Consider the following 18,327-nt stretch of genomic DNA (forward strand, 5'->3'; position numbering starts at 1 on the left):
TGGCATGTCCGAAGCCCAGATCAACGCCACGCTCGCCGCCCGCAACATTCTTACCCGTCTGCACGATGTCATGGCCGCCCGCACCAATGCGCAGGCCAAGCTCAACCAGGTGGTCGACATTATCGGGGATTCGCTGAACAGCGAGGTGTGTTCGATCTATCTGTTGCGCGAAGGCGTGCTGGAACTGTTCGCCACGCGCGGCCTCAACCAGGAGGCGGTGCACGTCACCAAGCTGGCGCTGGGGCAGGGGCTGACCGGCACGATCGCCAAGAATGTCGAGACGCTGAACCTGGCCGAGGCGACCGCGCATCCGGACTTTCAGTATCGCCCCGAGACCGGCGAGGAAAAGTTCCACAGCTTTGCCGGGGTGCCGATCGTGCGGATGGAGCGCGCTGTCGGGGTGCTGTGCATCCAGCATGTCGAGCCGCGCCGCTATCTCGAGGTCGAGATCGAGGCGATGCAGACGGTGGCGATGGTGCTGTCCGAGCTGATCGCCAATGCCGGGCTGGTCGATGCGCAGGGCGCGGTCGATGGCGGCGCGGAGCTGACGCATTCGCAGCGCGAGATCGGCTTTCCGCTGGTGGCGGGGCTGGCGAGCGGCAAGGCGGTCTTCCACCAGCCGCGCATTACCATCGAGCATATCGTGGCAGAGGATGTCGAGGCGGAGCGCCAGCGCGTCTATTCCGCCTTCATCAAGATGCGCGAGCAGATCGACAAGATGGCGAGCCAGGCCGAATTCGGCAAAGGCGGCGAACATGACGAGGTGCTCGAGACCTACAAGATGTTCGCCTATGACGAGGGCTGGTCGCGGCGGATCAACGAGGCGATCGACAGCGGCCTGACCGCCGAGGCCGCGATCGAACGCGTCCAGCAGCGCACCCGCATGCGCATGCGGCAGATCGACGATCCGCTGCTCGCCGACCGGATGCACGATCTGGAGGACCTGTCCAACCGGCTGCTGCGCATCGTTTCCGGCCAGATCGGCACCGCTGCGCAAATGGGCCTGCGCCAGGACACCATCTTGATCGCGCGCAACCTGGGGCCGGCAGAGCTGCTCGAATATGACCGGCGGCGGCTCAAGGGCGTGATCCTGGAGGAGGGCTCGCTCACCGCGCACGTCACCATCGTCGCGCGGGCCATGGGCATTCCGGTGATGGGCCGGATGCGCAACATCCTGCACCAGGTGCGGCAGGATGACCATCTGCTGATCGACACCAACGAGAATTCGGTGCTGATCCGTCCCGCGCCGCAGGTGATCGAGGCGTTCGAGGCCAAATATCTGCGCAGCCGCGAAAAGCAGGCCGCCTATGCGGCGCTGCGCGATGTCGAGCCGCGCACGAGGGATGGCCAGCGCATCGACGTGCTGATCAACGCCGGGCTTCGCGATGACATTGCCCATCTGGCGGTCACCGGCGCGGACGGCGTGGGGCTGTTCCGCACCGAGTTCCAGTTCCTCGTCTCGGCCACATTGCCGCAGCGCGAGCGGCAGTTGCGGCTCTATCGCGACGTGCTCGACGCGGCGGGGGAAAAGCCGGTGGTATTCCGCACCGTCGATATCGGCGGCGACAAGTCGCTGCCCTATCTGCGCGAGGATGGCCCCGGTGAGGAAAACCCTGCCATGGGCTGGCGCGCGGTCCGCGTGGCGCTGGAACGTGACGGACTGCTCAAGGTGCAGGCGCGGGCGCTGATCGAGGCGGCAGCGGGGCGGACACTCAACGTCATGTTCCCGATGATCGCCGAACCCTGGGAATATGATGCCGCACGCCAGGTCTTCGAGGAGCAGCTCGCGTTCCTCAAGGGCCGCAAGAAGATGCTGCCTGATCGTATTCGCTTTGGCGCGATGCTGGAGGTGCCGGCTCTGGCCGAAACACTCGACCTGCTGGGGCCGAAGATCGATTTCCTGTCGATCGGCACCAACGACCTTACCCAGTTTCTGCTGGCGGCCGACCGGGCACATCCCAAGCTGGCGCAACGTTATGACTGGATTTCGCCGGCGATCCTGCGCTTCATCCGCCGCGTGGTGAAATCGGTCGAGCCCTATGACATCGACCTCACCGTCTGCGGCGAGATGGGCGGGCGGCAGCTCGAGGCGCTGGCACTGCTTGCCGTGGGTATCCGCCGCCTGTCGATCACGCCTGCCGCCGTCGGCCCGATCAAGGCGATGGTGCGCTCGCTCGACCTGGAAGCGGCCACGGCACGGATGGAAGAAATGCTCGCGCATCCCCCCGCTGACATGCGCGGCGCGCTGCAGGATTGGGCGACCAATCAGGGCGTCGAGCTCGGCTGAACCGCAAACCTTTGCGCAAAGACGCCATATGACAGTGTTTTTACATCTCCGTTCGGCCCAAACAGGGTTAAAAAAGGGCCAATAACGTTGACTTTGGGGCTGGTTCATGTTTCTCCCAATTCGGGGGCAACATCATAACCGGGCCAACCCGGATCGGGAGCGCAAACGTGTCCGACACGGCAGATAAACCAGCGGCTGCGCCATCTGGAGATGGGGCGACAACCGGCGATCTTTTCCCACCTTCGCACATTGGGGAAAGCCTGGCGGCTGCCCGGCGCGCGCAGGACCTGACCCTTCAGGATATCGCCTCGCGCACACGCATCCCGATGCGGCATCTCGAGGCAATGGAAGCGGGCAAACTGGAAAGCCTTCCCGGGCGCACCTATGCCATCGGTTTTGCCAAGGCCTATGCCCGCGCGGTCGAGCTTCCCGAAGACGAGATTGCGCAGGCGATCCGCGAGGCATTGGGCGGCGCATCGCATCAGCCGACGCGCGAAGTGACGCAGTTTGATCTGGATGAGCCCAGCAAGGTGCCTTCGGCCAAGCTCGCGCTGATGGCGGCAGTTGCAGGCGCGGTGATCCTGATCGCAGGCTTCGGCGTTTGGCGGACCTATTTCTTCCCCGGTGCGAATGTCGAGGACCTGGCCCAGGCTGCCGATGCCGCTTCGTCCAGCGAAAGCGTGCCGGGCAAGGCCAAGCCCAAGGGCAAGCCGGTAGCTGCACCGGCGGTCGATCCCAAGGCGCAGGTCGTGTTCACCGCGACCGAGGATGACATCTGGATCAAGTTCTACGACGGCGAAGGCAAGCAGCTGATGCAGAAGCAGATGGCGCTTGGCGAGCAATATACCATTCCTGCTGACGCCGTGGACCCTCAGGTCTGGACTGGGCGTCCCGATGCCTTCCAGATTACGGTGGGCGGGCGTAATGTGCCGCCGCTGGGCACGTCGGAAGTCGCGGTGAAGGATGTTCCGGTGACCGCCGCTGCGCTGATGGCGCGGCCCGCTGCGCCGCCTGAAACCGCATCGCAAGCCGACGCGAGCGCCGCTACGGATGGCTGAATATAGCCGGGCAGGTCAGTCAACTCCCGTTCAGTGACGTCATGACATCGAATTTGTGCCACGCGGCTTTGACGAACGCTGCGGGGGCCTTATAGATTTGCCACGATAACCAAAGCACCGAGCTGGAGCCCGACATGACGACCGCCCGCCTTTTCCCGGTTTTTCCGCGCCGCATCGGCCTGTCCGCGCGGCTGCTCGTCGGCACCATGGTCACGGCGCTGGTGGCGTCGGCCAGCCCGGCAGCCGCGCAGGCGGCACCGCTGGAGCCGCGTGTGAAGAAGCTGGAATCCGAAATGCGCGCCGTGCAGCGCAAGGTCTTCCCCGGCGCATCCGACCGGTTCTTCGAGCCGGAGATCAGCGCGCCCACCGCAACGCCGACGCCGAACGGCGTTTCGGCCAGCGCGCCGCTGACCGATCTGCTGCAGCGGGTCGATACGCTGGAAACCCAGATTACCCGGCTGACCGCGCAGACCGAAGAAAATGGCTTCAAGATCGGCCAGCTTGAAAAGCGGCTGATGCAGCTGGAAGATCAGGCCAAGCAGGCGGCCGCCGCAGCCGCCGCAGCCACACCACCCGCATCCACGGTCCCCGCTGCAACGCCGGGTGGCGGTGGTGCCACGGTGCGTCCGGCAACGCCTGCTGCGGCCAGCACCGCCGCTGCTGCACCCAGTGCCGAGCGCATTGCTGCGGTCGCCAAGATCGAAAAGCCGCAGACCGCCGATGCGGGCGAGGACGCCTATCTGTACGGCTATCGGCTGTGGGAGGCCAAGTTCCTCCCCGAAGCCCAGGCGCAGCTGCGCTTCACGCTGGAGAAGCACCCCAAGCACAAGCGGTCGAGCTATACCCGCAACCTGCTGGGCCGCGCCTATCTGGACGATGGCAAGCCCAGTGCTGCGGCCAAGATGTTCGCCGAGAATTACGAGAAGGAGCCCAAGGGCGACCGTGCTCCCGAAAGCCTCTATTTCCTGGGTGAATCACTGATCAAGCTCAACGAGAAGGCCAAGGCGTGCGTCGCCTTTGCAGAGCTCGCGGAAGTCTATCCCGAGGTTGCCGCGGGCCGCCTGATCGACCGGCTGGCCACCGGGCGCCGCAATGCCGGATGCAAATGACGCGGCATTGACGCAGGCTACCGAGGCGCTTGCACGTCTGACCGGGACCAGGCAGGCCAGCCTGTTGCTGGCCGTTTCGGGCGGACCGGACAGCATGGCGTTGCTCGACTGGCTGGGGCGCGGCTGGCAGGGCGCTGTATCGGCGGCGACCGTCGATCACGGATTGCGCCCCGAAAGTGCTGGCGAGGCGGCGATGGTCGCGTGTTATTGCGATGCGGCTGGCATCGCGCACACGACGCTCCAGCCCGCTGCGCCGATCACCGGCAGCCTGCAATCGGCCGCCCGCGCCGCGCGCTATGCGCTGCTGGAGGCGCATGCCGACGCTATCGGTGCGCAGTTCATCGTCACCGCGCACCATGCCGATGACCAGCTCGAAACCGTGTTGATGCGGCTCGCCCGTGGCGGCGGTGTCGATGGGCTAGCGGGTATTCGGGCGCGCGTCGGCCGGGTGGTGCGGCCGCTGCTGGGCTTCCGCAAGGCGGATCTGCTCGGCCATTGCCAGCGTGCCGGCATTGCGTTCGTGGAGGATCCCAGCAACGCCAATCGCGATTTCGACCGGGTGCGGATGCGTGAGGCGCTGGCAGGCTTTGATGCGATCGACCCGCTCAAGGCGGCGCGATCGGCATTGGCGCTGGCCCAGGCCGCCGAAGCGCTTGACTGGATTGCGGCGCGCGAGGCGGACCATGCCATCATTATCGACGAAACCGGTGTTCGCCTCGCTTCCAGCGCGTTTCCGCCTGCCTTGCTGCGCCGCCTGGTGCTGCGCTGCATCGACCAGGTGCAGCCGGGCCTTCAGGTACGGGGCCCGGCGCTGGACCGCTTGATCGAGACGCTCCAGTCCGGCAGCCAGGCGATGATCGGGGATATGCTGTGCGGTCAGTCCCGGACCGATCCGGGCTGGCATTTTGGTCCCGCACCGCCGCGCCACGTCGCAACGGGCGAGCGTGCGGCAGAATAATGACAATCGCAGGTCAAAGCGCGGGCGGATTATATTGTCATTCAGGAATAGCAGCCTATCTTGATCATGGTTTACCGCTGCAAAGGCTTTGTGATGAACGACGATCAGGATCCCGGCTCCAACCAGAATGGCTGGATGAAGAACATGCTCATCTGGGCAGGGGTCATTATCGGCCTGCTCGTGGTGGTATCGCTCATTGATACGCGCGGGTCCGCAGATCGCGGCAGCTCGATCAGCTATTCGACCTTCCGTGACCGCGTTGCCGATGGCCAGGTGAAGAACGTGGTCATTTCTTCGGATCGCGTCTCGGGCACCTATGTCAACGATGAGGCCTTCTCCGCCGTGCGCGTCGAGAATGACCCGACCCTCATTCCGCTGCTCGAAGAAAAGGGCGTCGATTACAGCGGCAAGGCGATCGAACAGCCCAGCCTGCTGGTCGCGATCCTGTTCCAGTCGCTGCCGTTCATCCTGATCATCGCCATCGCGTTTTTCGTCCTTCGCCAGGTGCAGAAGGGTGGCGGCGCCAGCGGTGCGATGGGCTTTGGCAAGTCCAAGGCCAAGCTGCTCACCGAAAAGGCGGGCAAGGTGACCTTTTCCGACGTCGCCGGCATCGACGAGGCGCGCGAGGAGCTGCAGGAGATCGTCGAGTTCCTGCGTGATCCCAGCAAGTTTGCCCGTCTAGGGGGACAGATCCCCAAGGGCGCGCTGCTGGTCGGCTCGCCCGGCACCGGCAAGACGCTGCTCGCTCGCGCCATCGCGGGTGAGGCAGGCGTGCCCTTCTTCACCATTTCGGGTTCGGATTTCGTCGAAATGTTCGTCGGCGTTGGTGCAAGCCGCGTGCGCGACATGTTCGAACAGGCCAAGAAGAACGCACCGTGCATCGTCTTCATCGACGAAATCGATGCGGTCGGTCGCCATCGTGGCTCGGGCCTCGGCAATTCGAATGACGAGCGCGAGCAGACGCTGAACCAGCTTCTGGTCGAGATGGACGGCTTCGAGGCCAATGAGGGCATCATCATCATCGCGGCGACCAACCGTCCCGATGTGCTTGACCCCGCGCTGCTGCGTCCGGGCCGTTTCGATCGCCAGGTCGTGGTGCCGGTTCCCGATATCGAGGGCCGCGAAAAGATCCTGCAGGTGCACATGAAGAAGGTGCCGCTGGCGCCCGACGTCAATGCTCGCACCATTGCGCGCGGAACCCCCGGCTTCTCGGGTGCGGACCTCGCCAACCTGGTCAACGAGGCCGCTCTGCTCGCTGCGCGTCGCGGCAAGCGGCTGGTCGCGATGAGCGAGTTCGAGGCAGCCAAGGACAAGGTCATGATGGGCGCCGAGCGCAAGTCCATGGTGATGACCGAGGACGAAAAGCGCATGACCGCCTATCACGAGGCTGGACACGCCATCGTTGCGGTGCACGAGCCTGCGTCCGATCCGATCCACAAGGCGACGATCATTCCGCGTGGCCGTGCGCTGGGCATGGTGATGCGTCTGCCGGAGCGTGACGTGTACAGCTACCACCGCGACAAGATGTACGCGAACCTGGCGGTGTCCATGGGTGGCCGCGTCGCCGAGGAAGTGATCTTCGGCTATGACAAGGTGTCTTCGGGCGCCAGCGGCGACATCCAGTACGCCACCAAGCTCGCGCGCGACATGGTCACCAAATGGGGCATGTCCGACGAACTCGGCCCGCTCCAGTACGAAGAGCAGTCGGAAGGCTATCTCGGCTATGGCCAGAGCCAGCGGCTGATGATGTCGGACGAGACCGCGCGCAAGATCGATGCGGAAATCCGCAAGGTCGTCGATCAGGGCTATGACCGTGCCAAGCAGGTGCTGAGCGACCATGTCGACCAGCTGCACACGCTGGCGCTGGCGCTGCTGGAATATGAAACCCTGAGCGGCGAGGAAATCCAGCAGCTGATCGACACCGGCAAGCTTGATCGTCCCGATGGCACGACCACCAAGCCCGATGTCGCTCCCGGCATCGGTGCGGTGATCCCGCGCGCTGGCAAGCGCAAGGGGCCGTTCCACGATCCCAAGCCGCAGGGCGCCTGATCCGGGCCCTTGCCGATGCTGATGTCCGGTTTGACGATGGTGCTTCTTGCCTCGCAGGCAGCACCACCACCGGTCTTGCCTGCCCCGCCTGACACCGTTGCAGAGTTTCTGCGCCAGGTTGACGATCTGGTCGCGATCGGTGGTGACGCCGCTGTCAGCTCGCCCCAGGCCGACATCATCCGCGCCGCATTGCAGGCTTCGGCGCTGGCGTACCGTGCGAGCCTTGCCGAGGCCGCTGCCCGTGGTGAGGCCCCGCCAAGCTGTCCGCCACCGCCGGGCCAGGCGCAGCTTTCGCTCGGCGATATCACAGGCTATCTGCGGGCATTTCCCGAGGTTAACCGGGCCATGCCGCTCGAAACCGCGTTCGCGCTGGTGATGACCCTGCGCTACCCTTGCGCAGCACCATCGCAATAGGGTCATTGGCGGTTCATCTGGCGATGCTAATCCATCGGGCGATCAGTCGAGGGAGGACAGTGATGAAGCGGGGCGTTCAGGCAGCCATACTTGCAGTGACGGCGGTCATTCTGACCGGGGCGGCATCGGAAATGACCGTGGCCGAGTTTCTGGCGGGGATGAAAAAGGCCGAAACCCTGGGTCCGGCCGCCTTGCTGTCCAGCGATGTCCGCGCGCTGCGGGCGGAATCGGACCGGGTGCGCGAAATGTATGTCGCCGATATCGCGCGGCAGAAAAAGGCAGGCGGCAAGATGCACAGCTGCCCGCCGGTGAGCGATCGCCCGAAGATGACGGGCGAGGAATTGCGTACCTATCTGACCAGCCTGCCGCCAGCAGCGCAGAAACAGCCCTTCCGCCTCGCGGTCTACAACCTGATGAAGAAGAAATTTCCCTGCAAGTGATGCGCGGGCATTCGGCTGCGGGCCTCCCGCCCGAAGGCAGGAGGGCATAGCCGTCAGGCGGCGAGAAAGCCTTCCAGCCGGCCGCGAATGATCTGCTCGGCTTCAGTCATGATCCGGTCGATCAGTTCCTTGCAGGTCGGGATATCGTGGATCAGCCCTGCGACCATGCCGCAGCTCCACGCGCCCGCGTCCATATCGCCTTCCATCATGATTCGCGGATAGACGCCCGCAACCTGCTCGATGATATCGGTGAACTGCAGGTCCTTGCCCTTTTCACGCTCGATCATCAGCAGTTGCTCGACGGCCTCGTTGGTCAGCACGCGCTCGGTATTGCGCAGCGGGCGCATCACCAGACGCGTGTCGAGCTCGGATGCCGCCACGATGGCCTGTTTCACATTCTCGTGCACCGGGGCTTCCTTGGTCGCGATGAAGCGGGTGCCCATGTTGATGCCGTCTGCGCCCATGGCGAGCGAGGCGACGAGTGATCGCGCATCGGCCTGGCCGCCCGAGGCGACAAAGGGAATGTCGAGCTCATCCGCCGCGCGGGGCAGCAGGATCATGTTGGGCACGTCGTCCTCGCCAGGATGGCCGCCACATTCAAAGCCATCGACCGAAACCGCATCGCAGCCGATCGCCTGAGCCTTGAGCGCATGGCGAACACTGGTGCACTTGTGGATCACCTTGACGCCGGCTTCCTTGAGATAGGGCAGCACCGATTGCGGATTGTTGCCCGCGGTCTCCACTGCCTTGATGCCATTTTCGATGATCACGCGGACATAGCCGGGATAATCGGGGGCGGTTAGAACCGGCAGGAAGGTCAGGTTCACGCCGAACGGCTTGTCGGTCATCGCCTTGCACTTCTTGATCTCCGCATCGAGATCCGCAGGCGTCTTCTGCGTCAGGCCGGTGATGATGCCGAGGCCGCCGGCATTGGATACGGCCGCTGCCAGTTCGGCAAAGCCGACATAATGCATGCCGCCCTGAATGATCGGATGTTCGATGCCGAAAAGTTCGGTGATGCGGGTCTTCATGGCATTCTCTCCTGGCTTTTATGCTTCTGGATTCCCGGCGGGCGGGAAGGGGGGACGAATCAGACGAACAGCGCGACGCTCTGCATGGCGGTCATCACCGGCTCGAGGCGGCTGTTCCAGACGGTCATGTACTGGCTGGCGGCACCATGATGCGCGTGATGCGTCACCGATTCGAGCAACCACCAGCCGTTTTCGGTCTGCGGCGCGTCGGTCAGCAGGTTGACCTGCCAGTTCATGCTGCTCACTGGCCCGGCGACATCCATCAGCCCCATGGCCGATGGCGGCAGGCCATCGCCGATGCACAGCAATTCGGTCATATGATCGAGGCCGTCGCGCGCGGCAAAGCGGTGCCAATTGGCGAGGCGCGGGGTGTTCATGCCCAGCTCCAGCCGCTTTTCGGGATATTCCATCTGCGAGGTGAAGAATTCGGGCGGCCCACTGCGCGTGCTGCCTTCCTCGGGCGGGGGGGCGACATCGGGGCGATGGACCCCCTCGAATTCGATCTTGCTCTCGCGCTTACTCATGAAGATGAAGGTGCCGATAAAGCCCAGGCCCTCGGCGCTGCGGATCTTGACCTCGACAAAGGCAGTGTTGCGCCCGCGGCGCAGCAGTTCGGTCGAGATGGTGACCTCGCCCGCAAGCGGCCCGACAAAGGCCACCTGGGCCGAACGCAGCGGCGGTGCATCGGGCACGGCGAGCCGGGCCGCGTGATGCGCCAGCGCCGAGGAAAGGCCACCATAGGAGGTGCGCCCCTGCATCCAGCATGAGGGGATCGAAACGGTCCAGCCAGTGTCGGTCTGGACCAGCGATGCGAGGGTCTGAGCGAGATTCATCGCGCGATTAAGACCAGAGATTCTGCGGCGAATCTACCGGAAATTTGACCGGAGCGGACTGCCGCTACGGATTGCTGAACGGGTGAGAGGGGAAAGGCTGGTGGGCGTAGGAAGGATTGAACTTCCGACCCCTGCGATGTCAACACAGTGCTCTACCACTGAGCTATACGCCCACGCTTTGCCTTGTACGCCGGAGCCAGAAGCTGCGGCAAGGGCGGTCCATTACAAAGAGCTTGGCGGTCGTGCAAGCCATAAATGGAGGTCGCGCAAAAGGAATCGGATCAAAGGCTCTGCGCAAAGGTGCCGCGAGCGAAAACGCGGTCGACTTCGAGCACCAGATCCTTGAGGTGGAAGGGCTTGGACAGCACCCGCGCGCTGGGCGCCGCTTTTTCCGCCTTCAGCGTGACGGCGGCGAATCCGGTGATGAACATGACCTTGGTATTGGGCGAAATGCGCCCGCAATGCTGGGCCAGTTCGATGCCGTCCATCTCGGGCATGACGATGTCGGTCAGCAGCAGATCGAAATGCTCGTCCTGCAGCAGCGGCAGCGCTGCGGTGCCCCGGTCCACCGATGTCACTTCGTAATCGGCCTTTTCCAGCGCACGCTGCAAATAGGTCCGCATGGCCGCATCATCTTCTGCCAGCAATATGCGCAACATTCGCCAATTCCTCCACCGCGTGCCTTGATGACGGTTTATGCCGGAGGCGGTTAAGATTTTCCAGCATTCCGATGACACTGATTGTGCATGCCCCGAAGCAGGACATCGGAAGGGACAGGGGTAAACCTGCGCCAGGCCCGGCGATCGCGCCCGATGCGGCTTTGACTTGACCCGTGCTTTGGCGCATGTCCGTGAGCCATGGATGATGCGCCCATCGAAGCTGCGATGCCAACGCGGCTGTTCAGCCTGGAAGGGGTGGATGCAGCGCGCGTGCCCGTGCTGGTGGCCGTGCCGCATGCCGGTCGCGACTATCCCGACGCCATCCTGCAGAATGCGCGCGTTGTGCCCGAGGTGCTGGAGCGGCTCGAAGATCGCCACGCCGACATGCTGCTGCCCGAGCGGACAAGCTCTGGCTGCGCAACGCTGGTTGCGCACACGGCGCGCGCGTGGATCGATCTCAACCGCGCGCCGAGCGAGGTCGACCCGCAAATGGTCACGGATGCGCCGCGTACCGCCTTTGCCCAGCCCAGCGCCAAGGTGCGCGGCGGTCTGGGCCTGGTGCCGCGGCGTCTGGCCGATCATGGCGAGTTATGGCGCAGGCCGTTTGCGCAAGCCGATATCCAGGGGCGGATCGCGCAACTGCATGATCCCTATCACCGCGCACTGGGCCAGGCGCTCGCGGCGCTGAAATCGCGATTCGGCTGTGCGCTGTTGATCGACCTGCATTCCATGCCGCCGCTGCGCCCGGAGGGGAGCAACCGCCCGCCGCAGATTGTGCTGGGCGACCGGTTCGGGCGATCGGCGAGCGGGCCGGTGTGCGACCTTGCGCTGCGCGTGCTCAAGAGCTCTGGGTTCGAGGTTGCGCTCAATCACCCATATGCCGGCGGCTATGTGCTCGACCGCCATGGCAGGCCGGCGCGCGGCATTCACGCGCTGCAGGTCGAGGTCGATCGCAGCCTGTACCTCGCGTCTGATCTCAAGACCCCGGGCGAGGGACTGGGCCAGATCAGGCACGCTCTGGCGAGTCTTGTCCGGACATTGGCGGATGATCTGCTGCGCCTTGATGGCCCTGATCTGGCCATCGCTGCGGAATAACCCGCGGAACCCCCAAGAAAAAACCGCCTCGTGACGGATCACGAGGCGGCCAAGGTTCAGGGAGGAGGTGCACAAGTGCACCTGCCGGAACGCGAAAGGGGGGGAAGCGTCCCGACACAGTCAATTTAGGGCAAAGCACGGGGCACTTCAATGGCCCCAAAGGTAAAAATTATCGGTGCGCGAATTTTCTTGCTAATGCGATCCACTCGCAATAACGTTTGTGTGTCGGTCCCACGGGGCGCGGCAAACGGTTATGGAAGGAGTGGTCATGGGCTATTGGTGGCACGACATGCTGGATCAACCAGCCGAGCTGGGATCTGCAAGTCTCGTCGAGGCGAAGCTGGTGGTGGCCATGCGGATCGCGGTGTTTGCGCACAAGTCGGGCAACGATCCGGCCCCCCATGTCGCCGCGCGGCTGGGCAGCGTGGCGCTGTCCAATCAGCTTTCGCTGGTGGTCGAGGCGATGGGGCAGGCCTGGCCAGAGCCGTTCTGCGTTTCGCGCCCGTGCTGCGGCAGATTGTCGCCCGACGAGACGATGTTTGTCGGCATGGTGCGCAGCGCGATGCGTGGCAACCGCGCCGCGTTCGACCGGCAGACCAGCGAAATGCTCGCCGAAGATGCGCGCACGCTGATCTACAACCTCATGTGGCAGATGGGCCGCATGGTGCCTGCTTCGGCGTGATCCGGGCGTGGTGCTTGTGCTTCAGGGCGTTTCGTTGACATAGGACCGGATGAATTCGGCGATGGCATGGAAGCCGTCGCTGAACGCCGCGCCGGTGCGCCACAGGGCTGCGATCGATCGGCGCGCATTCCATCCGGCAATGTCGAGCGTCGCGACAACTTCGGCCGCCTGGGTTTCGGCGGCCATATAGCGCTCCGGCAGCAGCGCCAGCCCGATGCCTGATCCTACCATCTGCCGGATGCTGTCGAGGCTGGTCCCTTCATAGTCATGCATGATGTGCGCGCCGAGTTGTTCGCAGATATCGCGCGTCTGGCGATGGAAATGGTGCCTGCGGTCGAGCGTGAGAAAACCCTCGCCCTTGATCGCGCTGGCGGGAATATCCTTTTGTCCGGCAAGCGGGTGATCGGGCGGTGCGATCACGAACATGCGCTCGCTGAACAGTGGTTCCACCACGATCCCGGTGGCATCGACCGGCATCGGGCACAGCATCATGTCCAGCTCGCCGCGCATCACCTGGCGGACCTGGTCATCGGGAATGCCTTCGCGGATGTGCAGCCGCAGATCGGGCTGCTCGCGGTGAAGTCCGGCGACGATGGCCGGCATCAGATAGGGGCCCAAGGTCGGCGTGACGCCAAAGCGCAAGGTCCCGCCTATGCCCTTGCCCGCGCGCCGCGCGAGGTCGGAAAGATCGCGCACCTGCACCAGAATGCCGCGTGCCCGGGCCGCGATATCCCGCCCCAGGGGGGTAAGTTGTACATCCTGGCCGCTGCGGTCGATCAGCGATGCGCCCAGCCGCGCCTCCAGCGTGCGCAGCTGCTGGCTGAGCGTGGGCTGCGATACATGCACGGCAAAGGCGGCGCGGCCGAAATGGCGATGATCGTCGAGCGCGACGAGATATTGCAATTGACGCAGGCTGGGCATCGGCGACCTCCGAGGTGATAGAGGCTATCTATCAACAACCCGCGATCCTTTCAAATGGTAACAATGATACGATGTGCCATATTGCGGTCACACCAAGCAGAGGAGCAGCCCCTCCCCGAACCGCTCCTGCCAAACTGCTTGATAGATGCCGCGGCTTGAACGGACACCCCAAAGCTGCGGACAGGGTGGCGCATCGGTCCGCCGAGGTCGCAGCTTAGCCTCCGGTGCGTCACCCGCCTATTTTCATGGAAAATAGAGAAAAAGCCGTGCTGCCCATGGGCGCACGGATGTGCTCGGCCCCGCCGAGCACCCGGCATTAATGCGTGAAAATCAGCGCTGAAGGCTCTCCGCGAACGCATCGCCCAACTGCAGCGCATCAAGATCCGCAGCGACCGCAACCAGATCGGCGCGCGCCTGGGCAAGGCGGAATTCGGCGTCCAGCCTGCGGATTGCTGCGTTGGCGGCAGCATCCTCGCGCAGGTTGACCAGGAAGAAGTCGCTCGCCCCCGCCTGGAACAGCCGGCGTTCGCCCGAGGCCAGCTTTTCGGCCTGAACCTCTTCATCGCGGGCCAGAACCGCCAGCCGCTCGGCGGCGGACAGATTGTTCGAAAGCTGCTGAACCTCGGCGAGAATCTGCTCCTCGCTCTGACGGCGCTTCCATTCCAGCGCGTTGATGCTGGCCTCTGCCGCCGCGACATTGCCCTTGGCAGCCCGGTTCTGCAGCGGCATCGAGAAGGTGAAGCCGACCACCGCCTCGAACGGGTCGCGTGATCGCCCGCCCAGTCCCTGTTCGCCAAAATCCTTGCCCGCCTCTGCAAACAGGCGGAGCGAGGGCAGCAGCTTGTTCTGCTCCAGCTCCAGCTTTGCCTCGCCCTGTTCGAGCCGCTGTTCGATCAGCTTGATATCAGGGCGCTGCGCCAGAATGGCTGCAGGGTCGGTGTTGCGGACGGCGCGGATCATCGGCAGCGATGTCGGCAGGTCTGCAGGCGTGGCAACCCGGGGACGGCCGTCCCCATCGCGCCAGAACAGCGACAGGCGCTGCGCCGCATTGGCCAGATCGCGCTCGGCCGCCACCAGCAAGGACTTGCGGCGCAGCAGGTTCTGCTCGTTTTCGGTCAGCAGGATTGCGGCACGCGCGCCCAGCTGCACCTGGCGGCGAATGCCGTCCTGCCTGTCTTCCGCCAGGCCGACGAGCGAACGGTAGACGCGCACCTGCTGTCCGGCAGCCACCCATTGGCCATAGGCCTGGATCGCGCGCTGCTGCACCCCGATCGCGATGATCAGCGCATCCAGCCCGGCAATGTCGCGCTCGATCAGCGCGTTGCGCTGGCCGAAGCGGCGGTCATCGATATAGCGGTCACGCAGCAGCGCGAACACGCCGCGCACCTTCAGTTCGCCCAGCCGGTCGGTGAAGCTGTAATCCTCGTAAACCGGAAAATCGCCGCGCGAGACGCGATAGCTGGCTTCAAGCTGACCACCATTGTTGGTCAGCGGCTGGATCGCCTTGCCCTGGACATAAGTGCCGTCATAAAATCCGGTGATCCGGGAAAAGCCCTCGCCGGTGAACAGCAGATCGAAGGCGCCCTCGCTGGCCAGCACGCGACCATCGGCGGCGCGCGCCGTGGCCAGCGCCTCGAGGATCATCGGCGCATATTGCCGCGACGATGCCAGCACCTCCGAAAGCTGCAGCCCCCGGGAAGAGGGGACCTGCTCCGGTGCCGCGACCGTCGCGGGCAGGGGCTGGGCGATGCCTGGCGCCGGGGCAAGCGCCAGGGCCGCCAATCCGGCAAGCAACAGCGACTTGCGCATCACTTCTTCCCCGAGCCGCTGCTGGACGAGCTTCCCGACGATGACGATGATGTCGTCTTGCCGCCGGTCTGCGTGGTTCCGGTATCGCCCTGTTCGGTCAAGGCCGGGTTCTGCAGCGGGAAGTCGTTGAGCTGACGCCACAGTTCGAAGCCGACCGAGACCTGCTCCATCGCTACCCAGCCGCGCACATTCGCGCCCAGGCGCACATAGGGTTCGCCCGGCCAGCGCGGCTTGCCCTTGGCCTCCTGCACCAGCACGCGGAACAGACCGTTCTGCGATGCGGCAAGGTCGACCTGCTGCACCTGTCCATCGAACAGGCCGCGCGCGACCGAGGGCCAGCCGGAGAACTGGATTGCGGGCCAGCCTTCAAACTCAAGCCGGACCTGCTGGCCGCGCTTGATCAGCGGGGCATCGCGGCCATCGACATAGACTTCTACGACGCGCTTGGCTTCGGTCGGCGCAAAGGTCGCCAGCACGTCGCCCTGCGAGACCATCGTTGCCCGATCGCCGCCGGTGATCCGCTGGATCACGCCATCACGCGGTGCGCGGACAAGCTGCAGCGACTGGCGCGCCAGATTGATGTCGATCTGCGTGATTGCGGCGCGGGCTTCGGCGAGTGTCGCTTCCATCTCCGCCACCTTGATCCGCGCCAGTTCATTCTCGCGCCGCGACGCCAGTCCTTCGCTGAACAGCGTGCCGGTACGCCCGACATCGAGCCGCGCAGTGTTGAGCGCGCTGGCCGCCGCTGCTGCCTTGGCCTCGGCCAGGCTGCGTTCGACGCGCAGGCGCTGCAACAGCATCGGATCGTTGTCGGAAATCTGGACGATCGGATCGCCTTCCTTCACCACGGCACCGTCCTGAACGTACCAGCGTTCGATCCGGCCAGAAACCAGCGCAGTCACATTCTGCAGCCGGTCCTGCGGGTTCAGTGCAATCACCTGGCCTGCGCCATAGGCGGTCTGGATCCACGGAACGTAGATCATGAACAGCACGGCGGCGATCAGCGAGAACACCACCATCAGGGCGATGGCGCGCAAGGGGCGGGGGGTGCGCTGGGCCGCGAGCGTGCGGAAGCGGACAATGGCGCGATCACGCGTTGCCATGGGCTGCCTCCTCTGCCTTGGTGTCGACGATCTGAAGGAACTCGTCGGGGTCGTCTATGATCCTTTGTCCATCATCGCCCAGCCACAGATAGCGGCAATCGGGCGTGACATCGGGACGATAGCTGAACTGAATCACCGTGGAGCCTTCCGCACGCATCACCTTGCGGACATCGGCCAGGATGGCGGGGTCGATCATGTCGAACAGGCCGGTGAGAATCAGCAGCCTCGGGCATTTCAGCATCGCGCCTGCCAGCTTCAGCCGCAATGCTTCGGCATAGGATAGTGGCCAGCCGCTGGTCGAAAGCTGCGTATCCAGCCCGTCGGGCAGACGCATCACGCGGTCTTCCAACCGCACCAGCGTCAGCGCCTTCAGCACATCGCCCGATGTGGTCTCGGGGCCTGCCAGCCGCAGATAGTCGCGGATGCTGGCCTGCACGATCGTCGGCCTGTCGAGGACGATGATCTCGCTGCGCAGGCGGAACATGTCGACCATCGCGATATCCTGCCCGCCGAGCGTGACGACGCCCGTTTCCGGCGTGAGGTAGCGCTTCATTGCATGGGTGAACAGCCGCTGGATGCCGTGGTTCTGGGCCTGCGCGATCAACTGCGTGCCGGCGGGGATGGCGATGTCGAGCGTGATCCCGGGCGCAGTGGCGTTATGCGTCACGCGGCGCAGCACCAGATCGCTGCCGCCGATCGCATCCTGCCCCTCGCGCGCCTCTTCTTCCTGCTCGATATGGTAGATCAGGCCGATCTCTTCGGCGGCCGCGATCAGATCATAGGTGGTATCAAGATAGGCGCCCATCTGCCCCAAGCCGAAGAACGCGGCGGAGAGAATCAGTTCGGCCGCCACCAGCTGGCCGATCGACAGCTCGCCCTGGATGACCAGCCAGCCACCCAGCGCCAGCAGGCCGGAGCTTGCGAGGGCATAAAGCAGCAGGAACGCCACAGTCTGCGACATGGTATAGCGGAAATGCTTGGCCTTGGCGGTGACATAGGTCGCGGTCACTTCCTCAGACCCATCGAGCGCGTAATCGACATGGCGACCCGATTTGTAGAAGCCGTTCGACGCGCCGACATTCTCCAACCAGCGGGCGGCGTCATATTTGGCATGGCTGAGCGCGATGCCCGAGCGCACGGCACCGCGCGTCCAGACCAGCAGGATGAGCACCGCCAGTCCGATGACGATCAGGTTGAAGGCCAGGAAGAACGGGTGATAGAAAGCCGTGACCGCAAAGCCGACCGCCGATTGCAGGATGATGGTGAAGCCGCCGATCAGCAGGCTGGGCACGGCCTTTTGCACCGTGTTCACATCGAAATAGCGGTTGAACAGGTCCTGGCGCTTGCTGTCCTCAAAAAACGGATTGCGCGCATGGATCGAGCGTATGGTGATCTCTGCCACCTGGCGCGCATAGAAGCGGCGGGCGAACAGCTCCATCGTGTAGATGCGCAGCGCCGACAGCATCACCGCGATCAGCAGCAGGCCCAGCAAGGTGCCTGCCAGCGTCACCAGCGGCGTGACGAGCGCGGTGTTGGCGACCGAATTGATCAGCATCTGCACCGAGATCGGTGTTGCCAGTGACAGCACGGAAATCGCCACGCCATAGACCAGCGCCAATGCGAGGAAGTTGCGTTCGCCCTTCAACAGGCTGAACATCCAGCGGATAGCCTCGCGTGCGCCCATGATATGATGTTCGGAAGATGATGCCATTTTTTGCCTGCCAGTGAATCCAAGGTCGCCAGCGCACGAATTAGGCGACCCTGCCGATAAACCCATTCGAAAGGGTCTAATCGGAGCGATTGGTTTTTTCTATCGGGAAGCTGCCCCCCGAACATAGTTTTCCATGATATAGGTTAACTTGCCGCAGGTCGAACGGTT

Annotated in this window: 16 protein-coding genes and 1 tRNA gene; 9 read left to right on the top strand and 8 right to left on the bottom strand. The window is 64.2% G+C overall.

Going from position 1 to position 18,327, the window contains the following annotated elements; genetic code table 11:
• Positions 1 to 4 precede the first annotated feature (4 nt).
• From ptsP to OU999_03120, 7 genes are all read left to right on the top strand, one after another.
• Positions 5 to 2,287 (top strand): phosphoenolpyruvate--protein phosphotransferase, encoded by a 2,283-nt coding sequence (gene ptsP / locus OU999_03090; GenBank protein ID WAC24196.1) that lies wholly within the window; start codon positions 5 to 7, stop codon positions 2,285 to 2,287.
• 167 nt (positions 2,288 to 2,454) lie between these two features.
• Entirely contained in the window at positions 2,455 to 3,345 is an 891-nt protein-coding gene (locus OU999_03095; protein WAC24197.1) for a DUF4115 domain-containing protein, read from the top strand.
• Between the two features lie 134 nt (positions 3,346 to 3,479).
• Positions 3,480 to 4,454, top strand: a complete 975-nt coding sequence (locus tag OU999_03100) for a hypothetical protein (protein WAC24198.1) — start codon at positions 3,480 to 3,482, stop codon at positions 4,452 to 4,454.
• 7 nt (positions 4,455 to 4,461) lie between these two features.
• Positions 4,462 to 5,412 (top strand): tRNA lysidine(34) synthetase TilS, encoded by a 951-nt coding sequence (gene tilS / locus OU999_03105; protein WAC24199.1) that lies wholly within the window; start codon positions 4,462 to 4,464, stop codon positions 5,410 to 5,412.
• Positions 5,413 to 5,505: 93 nt separating this feature from the next.
• Positions 5,506 to 7,461: an ATP-dependent zinc metalloprotease FtsH gene (ftsH, locus tag OU999_03110; protein WAC24200.1), complete on the top strand. Its 1,956-nt coding sequence runs from the start codon at positions 5,506 to 5,508 to the stop codon at positions 7,459 to 7,461.
• Between the two features lie 21 nt (positions 7,462 to 7,482).
• Positions 7,483 to 7,875 carry a hypothetical protein gene (locus OU999_03115; protein WAC24201.1) on the top strand — a complete coding sequence of 131 codons (393 nt, stop codon included), beginning with the start codon at positions 7,483 to 7,485 and terminating at the stop codon, positions 7,873 to 7,875.
• A gap of 62 nt (positions 7,876 to 7,937) precedes the next feature.
• A complete protein-coding gene (locus OU999_03120; protein ID WAC24202.1) occupies positions 7,938 to 8,315 on the top strand; it encodes a hypothetical protein in 378 nt (125 codons plus the stop codon).
• A gap of 53 nt (positions 8,316 to 8,368) precedes the next feature.
• Here the strand turns inward: OU999_03120 and OU999_03125 are convergent, their stop codons facing one another.
• The 4 genes from OU999_03125 to OU999_03140 all read right to left on the bottom strand — a co-directional run bounded on the left by OU999_03125 (position 8,369) and on the right by OU999_03140 (position 10,838).
• Positions 8,369 to 9,346, bottom strand: coding sequence for a nitronate monooxygenase family protein (locus tag OU999_03125; GenBank protein ID WAC24203.1), 978 nt, complete (start codon positions 9,344 to 9,346; stop codon positions 8,369 to 8,371).
• 59 nt (positions 9,347 to 9,405) lie between these two features.
• Entirely contained in the window at positions 9,406 to 10,179 is a 774-nt protein-coding gene (locus OU999_03130; protein ID WAC24204.1) for a thioesterase family protein, read from the bottom strand.
• Positions 10,180 to 10,277: 98 nt separating this feature from the next.
• Positions 10,278 to 10,352: transfer RNA gene (locus OU999_03135), tRNA-Val, on the bottom strand.
• A 108-nt stretch (positions 10,353 to 10,460) separates the two neighbouring features.
• Positions 10,461 to 10,838 carry a response regulator gene (locus OU999_03140; protein ID WAC24205.1) on the bottom strand — a complete coding sequence of 126 codons (378 nt, stop codon included), beginning with the start codon at positions 10,836 to 10,838 and terminating at the stop codon, positions 10,461 to 10,463.
• A 198-nt stretch (positions 10,839 to 11,036) separates the two neighbouring features.
• On the opposite strand from OU999_03140, the gene OU999_03145 reads away from it, so the two are divergent.
• A complete protein-coding gene (locus tag OU999_03145; protein WAC24206.1) occupies positions 11,037 to 11,933 on the top strand; it encodes an N-formylglutamate amidohydrolase in 897 nt (298 codons plus the stop codon).
• A 253-nt stretch (positions 11,934 to 12,186) separates the two neighbouring features.
• Entirely contained in the window at positions 12,187 to 12,615 is a 429-nt protein-coding gene (locus tag OU999_03150; GenBank protein ID WAC24207.1) for an addiction module antidote protein, read from the top strand.
• A 21-nt stretch (positions 12,616 to 12,636) separates the two neighbouring features.
• Here OU999_03150 and OU999_03155 read toward each other — a convergent pair whose 3' ends face one another.
• From OU999_03155 to OU999_03170, 4 genes are all read right to left on the bottom strand, one after another.
• Positions 12,637 to 13,536: a hydrogen peroxide-inducible genes activator gene (locus OU999_03155; protein WAC24208.1), complete on the bottom strand. Its 900-nt coding sequence runs from the start codon at positions 13,534 to 13,536 to the stop codon at positions 12,637 to 12,639.
• Between the two features lie 330 nt (positions 13,537 to 13,866).
• Entirely contained in the window at positions 13,867 to 15,345 is a 1,479-nt protein-coding gene (locus tag OU999_03160; GenBank protein WAC24209.1) for a TolC family protein, read from the bottom strand.
• Positions 15,345 to 16,448, bottom strand: a complete 1,104-nt coding sequence (locus OU999_03165) for an HlyD family efflux transporter periplasmic adaptor subunit (protein ID WAC24210.1) — start codon at positions 16,446 to 16,448, stop codon at positions 15,345 to 15,347. The genes OU999_03160 and OU999_03165 overlap by 1 nt, the downstream gene beginning before the upstream one ends.
• Positions 16,435 to 18,159 carry an ABC transporter ATP-binding protein gene (locus tag OU999_03170; protein ID WAC24211.1) on the bottom strand — a complete coding sequence of 575 codons (1,725 nt, stop codon included), beginning with the start codon at positions 18,157 to 18,159 and terminating at the stop codon, positions 16,435 to 16,437. Before OU999_03170 ends, OU999_03165 begins: the two co-directional genes overlap by 14 nt.
• Positions 18,160 to 18,327: the final 168 nt, after the last annotated feature.

The organism is Blastomonas sp. SL216 (genome assembly GCA_026625625.1).
GTDB lineage: Bacteria > Pseudomonadota > Alphaproteobacteria > Sphingomonadales > Sphingomonadaceae > Blastomonas.

Coding starts and splice junctions, on each gene's coding strand:
- OU999_03155 (WAC24208.1), bottom strand. CDS start 13,536: ATGCCCAGCCTGCGTCAATTGCAATATCTCGTCGCGCTCGACGATCAT.
- ptsP (WAC24196.1), top strand. CDS start 5: ATGTCCGAAGCCCAGATCAACGCCACGCTCGCCGCCCGCAACATTCTT.
- OU999_03120 (WAC24202.1), top strand. CDS start 7,938: ATGAAGCGGGGCGTTCAGGCAGCCATACTTGCAGTGACGGCGGTCATT.
- OU999_03160 (WAC24209.1), bottom strand. CDS start 15,345: ATGCGCAAGTCGCTGTTGCTTGCCGGATTGGCGGCCCTGGCGCTTGCC.
- OU999_03165 (WAC24210.1), bottom strand. CDS start 16,448: ATGGCAACGCGTGATCGCGCCATTGTCCGCTTCCGCACGCTCGCGGCC.
- OU999_03150 (WAC24207.1), top strand. CDS start 12,187: ATGGAAGGAGTGGTCATGGGCTATTGGTGGCACGACATGCTGGATCAA.
- OU999_03125 (WAC24203.1), bottom strand. CDS start 9,346: ATGAAGACCCGCATCACCGAACTTTTCGGCATCGAACATCCGATCATT.
- ftsH (WAC24200.1), top strand. CDS start 5,506: ATGAACGACGATCAGGATCCCGGCTCCAACCAGAATGGCTGGATGAAG.
- OU999_03140 (WAC24205.1), bottom strand. CDS start 10,838: ATGTTGCGCATATTGCTGGCAGAAGATGATGCGGCCATGCGGACCTAT.
- OU999_03130 (WAC24204.1), bottom strand. CDS start 10,179: ATGAATCTCGCTCAGACCCTCGCATCGCTGGTCCAGACCGACACTGGC.
- OU999_03115 (WAC24201.1), top strand. CDS start 7,483: ATGTCCGGTTTGACGATGGTGCTTCTTGCCTCGCAGGCAGCACCACCA.
- OU999_03145 (WAC24206.1), top strand. CDS start 11,037: ATGGATGATGCGCCCATCGAAGCTGCGATGCCAACGCGGCTGTTCAGC.
- OU999_03100 (WAC24198.1), top strand. CDS start 3,480: ATGACGACCGCCCGCCTTTTCCCGGTTTTTCCGCGCCGCATCGGCCTG.
- OU999_03170 (WAC24211.1), bottom strand. CDS start 18,159: ATGGCATCATCTTCCGAACATCATATCATGGGCGCACGCGAGGCTATC.